7 protein-coding genes and 1 pseudogene are annotated in these 8,405 nt (G+C 42.6%); 5 read left to right on the top strand and 3 right to left on the bottom strand.

Annotation, left to right across the window (positions count from 1 at the left end; translation table 11 throughout):
- The 3 genes and pseudogenes from ACFFAP_RS32225 to ACFFAP_RS32215 form a co-directional block, all read left to right on the top strand.
- A pseudogene (locus ACFFAP_RS32225) lies at positions 1-358 on the top strand (hypothetical protein); the annotation flags it as partial.
- A 22-nt stretch (positions 359-380) separates the two neighbouring features.
- The gene (locus ACFFAP_RS32220; protein ID WP_375515030.1) at positions 381-665 is read left to right on the top strand and encodes a hypothetical protein; all 285 of its coding nucleotides are present in this window, start codon (positions 381-383) and stop codon (positions 663-665) included.
- Between the two features lie 414 nt (positions 666-1,079).
- On the top strand, positions 1,080-3,545 hold the full coding sequence (locus ACFFAP_RS32215) for a CHAT domain-containing protein (protein WP_375515029.1): 2,466 nt from the start codon (positions 1,080-1,082) through the stop codon (positions 3,543-3,545).
- Between the two features lie 15 nt (positions 3,546-3,560).
- Here the strand turns inward: ACFFAP_RS32215 and ACFFAP_RS32210 are convergent, their stop codons facing one another.
- Positions 3,561-3,734, bottom strand: coding sequence for a hypothetical protein (locus ACFFAP_RS32210; protein WP_375515031.1), 174 nt, complete (start codon positions 3,732-3,734; stop codon positions 3,561-3,563).
- Here ACFFAP_RS32210 and ACFFAP_RS32205 point away from each other — a divergent pair.
- Both ACFFAP_RS32205 and ACFFAP_RS32200 read left to right on the top strand, forming a co-directional pair.
- Entirely contained in the window at positions 3,694-3,906 is a 213-nt protein-coding gene (locus tag ACFFAP_RS32205; RefSeq protein ID WP_375515028.1) for a CHAT domain-containing protein, read from the top strand. The genes ACFFAP_RS32210 and ACFFAP_RS32205 overlap by 41 nt on opposite strands.
- Positions 3,907-4,421: 515 nt before the next feature.
- Positions 4,422-6,494, top strand: coding sequence for a von Willebrand factor type A domain-containing protein (locus ACFFAP_RS32200; protein ID WP_375515027.1), 2,073 nt, complete (start codon positions 4,422-4,424; stop codon positions 6,492-6,494).
- Between the two features lie 160 nt (positions 6,495-6,654).
- Here ACFFAP_RS32200 and ACFFAP_RS32195 read toward each other — a convergent pair whose 3' ends face one another.
- Positions 6,655-6,963 (bottom strand): hypothetical protein, encoded by a 309-nt coding sequence (locus ACFFAP_RS32195; RefSeq protein WP_375515026.1) that lies wholly within the window; start codon positions 6,961-6,963, stop codon positions 6,655-6,657.
- Positions 6,964-7,185: 222 nt separating this feature from the next.
- Positions 7,186-8,295, bottom strand: a complete 1,110-nt coding sequence (locus tag ACFFAP_RS32190; protein ID WP_375515025.1) for an IS110 family transposase — start codon at positions 8,293-8,295, stop codon at positions 7,186-7,188.
- Positions 8,296-8,405: the final 110 nt, after the last annotated feature.

Here is an 8,405-nt window from a genome sequence, read left to right as displayed (position 1 = left end):
CACATCCGCGCAAAGCTCGCCGGGGGGATACTCCCCCCGGCAGACTTTGCGTCCTTATGCGAGAACTTTAGCTGAACGTAGGTATATTTACCAACCGAATACTATTAAGGGTAACTTACTGTTTAATATTGGTCATTCTTATTCGATACTTTCTGTCTTACCAGAGAAAGAAACTGGGAATGCAGCTCCTTGGTCAATACCAATATCAGGAGAAAGGGTATCACTTGATAAAACTGGTGTTGATGTGGGTAGTGAACAAATTTCCGAAGTAATGTGCGATTCATCACTGCCATGGCAGGAAAAATTGTGCGTCTTAGTAGCAGATAGCGCCTATAGTCAGCGTTCATTTCTGTCATGAGGAAAATTGGATACGTTTAGTAATGCTTGCTTACGCACAACTTTGGGCGGCAAAAGATTTAGCAACACATTTACCTAGACCCTGGGAGCGTTATTTAAAACCTCAAAGTGATACAATCATGACTCCCAGTACCGTGCAACGCGATTTTCCAAGAATTATTTCTCTTATTGGTACACCCGCTCGTTCTCCCAAAACCCGAGGAAATTCAATCGGTCGAGTTCAAGGTCAGACTCAAACGCAACGCACTAAGCACCCTGTGTTTAAGAAGCAGTCAAAATCAACACCTGATAAACAAAAAGCCGCGTAAATTTTCTTAGGCTTTAGCCGTTCAACTCAGTTGGACTCAGTTTGAAAAATAACTGGGGCAATTTATGATGCCTAGATTTTAGATTCGCGAGTAATTTACGCGAACACTTCTTTTTTGTCCAAAGTCCAATCTGGTAAGTTAAAAATAAAAACTACATACAAGCATTTCCTTTATCAATTAGCTAGGAATAACTGGCGATCGCCAAAATAAATTGTATAAAAAATAACTTTTAAAACCGAACACTATAAAAACTAGATGTTGCTAAATTAAAATATGAAATCCCCATATAAATATCTCAAACTTTTACTCTTTAAACTTTTACAACTATTGTTCGTGCTTTGCGTAAAATTAATTCATCTCTTCACCCAGCAACAGCAAAAACTAAATCGTCATCAATTTTTCAAAGTATTATTTTTGGCAACCCTTTTAATCTGTTTATTGTTTGGACAAGTCGTATCTGCACAAACTCAAAATGCTAGTGTACTGGTTGAACAAGGAATTAAAGACTATGATGCTGGAAATTTTCAGAATGCGGTAAAATACTGGCAAGAGGCATTAAATCAGTATAAAAATAATCCGTCAGGTGCGGCAGTTGTAAATGAAAATTTGGCGCGTGTCTACCAACAAATAGGACAAAACAAAGAAGCTATTGAGTCGTTATCGGCGGCAATGCGTAACTATGGGGCAGTGGCAAATATCCAGCAAGTGGGACGAATGCAGTCAGAACTGGCTCAAGTTTACAGCAATTTGGGACAACCTCGCAAAGCGATCGCACTTTTATGTGGTCAACTGGTAAATAAGTCGAAAATCTCAGAAAATCAAGGGAGTCAAGAAATAAAATGCACTCCCGAAAGTGCCGAACAAATCGCCACCAAACACAACGACAAACGCGGTAAGATTGCGGCTTTGGGAATTCTCGGTGAGGCATATCGGTTAATCGGAAATTATGACCAAGCAATACAGTATTTACACGCTGCCCAACAAGTCTCTCCAGAATATGACTTTTTGGTGTTAAATAGTTTGGGTAATGCTTACAGAAATCGCGCTCAATTGCATGAGTTAGAAGCCAATTCTGCAAAGCAAGCTGGTATTGTCAGTAAAGAAAACGAATTTACCAACAAGTCTGCGGCAGATTACAACCAAGCCCGCGAATATTTTCAGAATAGTATAAAACTTGCCCACAGCCAAAAACAACCCATAGCAGAGATGCGGGGATTCTTAAATTTAATTCAGTTAGGTTCCCAGACAAATGAGACGAAAGTTATCGATGATGAAATCTTTAATAATGCCTATGAGGATGCTTTGAAGATTCTCAAAGATTTACCTGATTCAGCGACAAAAGTCTATGGAGCAATTGATTTAGCATACTTGCAGCGCCATTCTCAAGGAACTTCGCTTTTTACCTACTGTCCAACTCAGATAGTTTTATCAAAAAACGAAGCATTAAATTTGCTGCAAAGCTCAGTATTAACTAGTAATAATTTACAAGATAATCGCCTACAATCTGATGCTAATGGGGCTTTAGGACATTATTGGGAATGCCAAAAAGATATGAAGCAAGCATTAAAAAATACTCATGTTGCAATAATTACAGCAGACAAAAACTTGAGTGCAAAAGATAGCTTGTATTTGTGGGAGTGGCAAGCTGGACGGATTTTAGAGCAAGAGAATCGCAAAGAAGAAGCGATCGCATCCTATCAAAGAGCATTTGAAACCTTAGAAGATATCCGCCAGGATATTTTGACCGCAGAACGTGATGTCCAGTTTGACTTCCGCGATGTCGTTCGCCCATTGTACCGCACATTGGCGCGATCGCGGCTTGAACTGTTGAAAGTTGGTGCAATTGCAGACAAACAATATGCCAAGGAATTATCGCAAGTGGTAGAAACCATCAATGCGTTAAAACTGGCAGAATTACAGAATTATTTTGGCAATGATTGCATTTTGAGTGGGTTGAATCCCAAATCGGTGAGCGAACTCCTAGAAGATAATAGTGCAGCGTTTAAGAATACGGGGTTTTTGAGTTCAATAATTTTAGATGGCAAAACCGGGATATTATTGCAATTACCTAATCAAACAACCAAATTTAAATGGATTGAAGACCCCAATCAAGAGGGTACAAGTAAGATAGTTAGCAGCGACAGGCTACAGGAAAAAATTGCCGAGTTTCGTAGTGGACTAATTAAAGGAGAAGAAGAAGTTAACTACGATACAACAACTGCGGCACAGCTTTATGATTGGATAATTCGCCCTTTTGCTGAAGATATTAAACCTGAGACAGTCAAAACCCTTGTGTTTATTCAGGATGGGTTTTTGCGTAGTGTGCCAATGGCAGCACTTTACGATCGCCAAGAAAAGAAATACTTAGTCGAAACCTACGCAGTTGCCACAACCCCTAGTTTACGACTTACCACACCCAAAGTACGCGATCGCAGTACCCAAAAGGCGTTAATTTTAGGTTTGACACAAAAAGCCACAATTGACGGAAAAGCTTTTGATGCGCTTTTTTCAGTTCCCGAAGAAGTCAGTGCAGTTAAAAGTCTATTTCCCAATTATACCGACCTCATAGACGATAACTTTGTCCCCGAAAATTTTAAACAAAAACTTGAGAAAACAACATACCCCATTGTCCATGTAGCTAGTCACGCACAATTTGGCATCATTCCCAAAGACACCTTTATTGTCACAGGTAAAAACCAAAAACTCACCATCAGTCAATTAGAAAACTCATTGCAAAACCTCAACAGCAAATTAGATAGCGTTGAACTTCTCGTACTTACTGCGTGTGAAACCGCAGTTGGCGACGATCTGTCTACATTAGGATTAGCTGGAGTTGCATTACAAGTGGGAGCAACGCGAAAAAGTGAGATCGGGGTTTAATTCTCAGTTACATAGCTAGATTCTCAATAAAAACAGGTATTTCGTTGCGATCGCACTATTAAACAGGTCATTTATACCCCTAATTTTTAGCACCTCACTTTGGAGCGTTGCTCCCTTACAAGTTGGCGTTAAAAGTGCGATCGCATCTTTGTGGAGTGTCACAGATGCATCGACATCGGAACTAGTCAAAACATTTTACATCAACTATCGCAACGCGGGAATGAGTATTGCAGAAGCACTGCAAAAAGCCCAAATTAGGATGATTAATGCTAAAAAATTACCGCCTTCTGAAGGTATAAATATCAAGTATGATAACCCAGTATATTGGGCACCAATGATTGCGATCAGTAATTGGCTTTGAACAGAGTGTTGAGCACAGGGTGAAAAAGTTCGTAGTAAGGACTTTAGTCCTGGATTTTTAAGCACGCTTTGTGCATACTATGAACTCATCAAAATTAATGAGACAGACCATTAGGTTAGGTTGAACAGCAGTGAAGGAATATATTCCGATTTACTCTTTGGATGCAGTCAAAAACCTGTTGCAGTCGTTGGGTAAGCTGAATCGCGCAAATCTTATTGCTATGGAAGAGAAATTGTAGAGTGTTTTTGAGTTAATTAACTAAGTAATTTCTGGACATAACTTGTTTATTTAGTACTAATTAACTCAATATATCCCCTGATAGTAGATATAAATGGTTAGTGTTGTATCCGCTACAGTTACCAAAACTGTAACAGTTATGAGATCCCAAGCTGTTCAGGACTATTCTAGATAAGTGGAAACTTCAAATCTCAGCAACCTTGTCTAAAGAGACAAGGCTTCCACATATCCCATGAGGTTTTTGAACCGATACACAAATTTAGTATTAGGATTTAGCCATGTCTTACGCGATTCCGTCCAAAATGTGGCAGCGAGTTAGTATTTTAATACTGTTATTATTGATACCGTCAGTAGGAATTGGGATTTTACGTCAGTCCGTTATGGTTGCGGTTCTGGCCAATCAGACTCCTCCCATCTCTACCTCAAAAACCTCCATTCTACCCAATCACCCGGACTACCAAGCACTCCAGGCATTAGTACAAAAGTATAGTTGTATCGTCTCCGTTCAAAACTTTGGCACTCTTGCGATAACCCGGACTGAGTTTGCCGCAGTCTTGAATGCCTGTGTGAATCGGAGCAATGAGCTAATAAAGACTGACCCCAAGATAGTTACCCAAGCGGATATAACAACCCTGCAACGGTTGCAGTCCGAATTCGCACCAGAGTTAGCAACCCTAAGAAGTCCGATAGATGAATTGGAAGCTCCTAGTGCCATCACTCCTACTCAGACTCTCAGAGAACGTACTCAAGCCGAGCCTACCCGAAAGACTCAACCCTTACCCACACTGATGCCCCCACTCTCTAGTATTCCGTCTGGCTCATCTGTCCGGGATCGAGTTGTTAACCGTGCAAATATGCCTAAACTCCAAGCTGGTAGCAGTATTGGAAGGGTTGCCCCCCAACCACAAACAGATGGTATCAATACAGAAAACTACAATCGGATTGAAGATAATCCTTTTCATCGCGTCGGTAATGACCCCCTTTCCACCTTTTCCATTGATGTAGATACAGCATCTTATAGCAACGTGCGACGGTTTATTACTCAAGGGGAATTACCACCTAAGGATGCAGTGCGAATTGAAGAACTGATCAACTATTTTACCTACAATTATCCCCAGCCAAAAGGCGAACGCCCTTTTTCTGTCACCACTGAAGTTGCTGCTGCTCCCTGGAATCCACAACACAAGCTGGTACAGGTGGGTTTGCAAGGTAAACAGCATTCGAGTGAAACCTTACCACCCAGCAACCTAGTATTTCTGATTGATGTCTCCGGTTCTATGGATGACCCCAACAAATTACCCTTGGTGCAACAGTCCCTCAAATTGCTGGTAAATAAACTGCGTCCTGAAGACCGGGTAAGTTTGGTAGTCTATGCTGGGAATGCTGGACTGGTGTTACCTGCTACTCCTGGTAGTCAGAAAGCAAAAATTCTGGCGGGGATTGACCGCTTAGAGGCTGGAGGCTCTACTGCTGGCGGTCAGGGCATTGAACTCGCCTACAAAATAGCCAAACAAAGCTTCCTCAAGTCTGGTAATAACAGAGTAATTTTAGCTACCGATGGAGATTTTAACGTCGGGGTTTCCAGTGATGCCGACTTGACGCGATTAATTGAACAGAAGCGAGATCAGGGAATTTTCCTAACGGTGTTGGGATTTGGCACCGGCAACTATAAGGACGGAAAAATGGAGCAGCTGGCTGATAAGGGTAACGGCAACTACGCCTACATCGATACCCTATTGGAAGCCAAAAAGGTTTTAGTTAATGATCTGAGGGCAACTCTGTTTACCATTGCCAAAGATGTGAAAATTCAGGTGGAATTTAATCCGGCGAAAGTCCAGGCATATCGCTTGATTGGCTACGAAAACCGCCTGCTGCAAAACCAGGATTTCAATGACGACAAGAAAGATGCAGGCGATATTGGGGCTGGTCATTCTGTGACAGCGCTTTATGAAATCATTCCCACTGGCACAAAAAGCGATGTGAAACTGCCGGAGGTAGACCCTTTGCGGTATCAGCGTTCTGCTGAAACTGCCCTGGATGCTGCCAGCAATGAGTTGATGCTCTTAAAACTGCGGTATAAATTGCCTCAGGACAGCACCAGTCAACTAATTACCCAAACCATCCAAGATGATGATTTAAAAACCGACCAGATACCCTCCACAAACCTGAGATTTGCTGCTGCGGTAGCTACCTTTGGGATGGTGCTGCGTGACTCTGAGTATAAGGGGAATGCTAATTATGATTTGGTGATGAAATTGGCAACTCAAGGGAAAGGGGAAGATCAGGAAGGCTATCGGGGTGAGTTTATTCGCTTAGTGGAGCAATCTAGGGGATTGATTACGAGGAAATAATTTGGATTAGATAGTCACACAAGAGGCAGGGGGAGCAAAGAGAAAAACAAGCGTGATTTTTACTACTAAAACAGCCTGGAATACACTTATTTTTTCTCTCCCCCTGCCTCCCCATCTCACTGTTAGAGCATTGCTCCCTATTTTTGATTACACCTTCACTCTAGTCATTTGTGGGTGGCGTGGTGGCGATGGATTGGACAATCAGGTCATAGTGACCTTGTACAGCTTCATCCCAAGTCGAGTACAAACGTTTTTCACGATCGCAGCTACCCCCGACTACCAATGACTCAAAAATTTTGGGTTGTTCAGCAGTCCCAAGATTTATCCCAAGGAATATAGTTGAAACACTGATGCAATCATGAACAACAGAAAGGATAACTTGTGTGTTAGCTGTTATTCTCCAGACTACCCACTCCTCGAAGTCAACAGCAACAGGTGTATGTTCATCTAGCTTGTAATAGTGAGTCATAATTTAAAATTCCCTTTTTGTCTACTTTAGTAAGGCAACTTTTGGTAATCTTCCTTATCTGAATAGGTAACTATACCCAAGCACCCGGGATGATAACGAAGTACCCATTGTCCATGCCCCGGAAAAAACATAATGGGGACTTCTCGCTCAGGAATAGGCAGCAAGCATCGTGAACACAAGCAACCCGGATCACCAGAGTCACGGTAATTGCTAAAAGTCACATCAGTCGGGAGTGGTTGCAATTGTGGTGGTAATTGACTCATTTGCTTTAACCAGTTCTCTAAATAGCAGCCGCGCTCCTTTGGCTGCAATCCGATTTCTCACAAGTTTGACCGGACGACCAGATGCTTTCTCAGTATCTAACTGTTCCCCCAAAATTTTACCAATTTCATTTTTGAGGCGTGATCGCTTTGGTTCAATGCGAGTAAACACCCACTGCCACAAAGACTTTCGACATAAATCAGATCCGCCTACAACTTTAGCTTTACGGCTATCGCCGGAAGCTTCAAGCGATGGCGCAGCGCCTAAAGCTTTCTGAAATCTTCTCAATGAAAGGTGACGTTTAGTAGGCTTTTTCGAGTTTCGCCCCTGGCGTATTCTCACCTCTGGTTTACCCGAAGCATCCAAGAACCCCTCAATCGGGTAAATTTGGGAGAGAACGATCGCACTTAGGCGATCGCCAAATCCAAACCGTTTAAAAACTGTGCGGTAATGGTCAAACCGAGAGTCAGCAAGCAGTTCTCGTAACTCTACTTCAATGGCGTGTTCTTCGCGTTGGAGGTTGCAGATCCTTCGCGCATGTTGGCGAACCGTGTCAGTAATGCCCAGTCCCACAGTTTTCTCGTAAAGCCGGTCATAGCGGCTACTTTTCCTCTCAAGAGCAAGCCACCCCCAAAGCAAAGGCACTTCACCTGATTCACCCCGTCGCGACTTTACTAGTGCCACCTCTGGAAATTGCCACGCCAAATCCTGACGAATGCGGTTGATGATCGGGGACTGAACGCGGTTAAGGTGAGCAAGTCTCAACACTAATTCGCGGATTTTAACAATAGCGCGATCGCGAATTTGAACAAATCGCCGCGGGTCTTGGTGATAGTCGAAGTAGTAGCAAGCCAGGGCTAAGGCATCGGCATCATCATCTTTATCTGGAAGTGCCAAGTGATTAGCTCGATAATTCCGCAATTCTTTGTGACCTACCAACCGCACTTCTACCCCGGCCCTGGCTAAATGTGTGCCCCAAAGCTTGCTGTAATTATTACCAGTTGGTTCTAGTAAGGCAATGTCCGCATCTTCGCTGAGTAAACCAAGAATACCTTTTGCATCAGCGCTCAACTTCAAAAATGGACACTCGTAGTAGAATTGACGTGGATCTGAGGGTTTTTCAGTAACTGGAGTTTAGACTAAGCATTAGGAAACGACCCAGCAGCACTGAGTTGACAAAA

The organism is uncultured Nostoc sp. (assembly GCF_964245575.1).
In the GTDB taxonomy this organism is placed as follows: domain Bacteria; phylum Cyanobacteriota; class Cyanobacteriia; order Cyanobacteriales; family Nostocaceae; genus Nostoc.
Note: the sequence above shows the minus strand (reverse complement) of the source record. Positions and strands in the feature narration are given on the sequence as shown.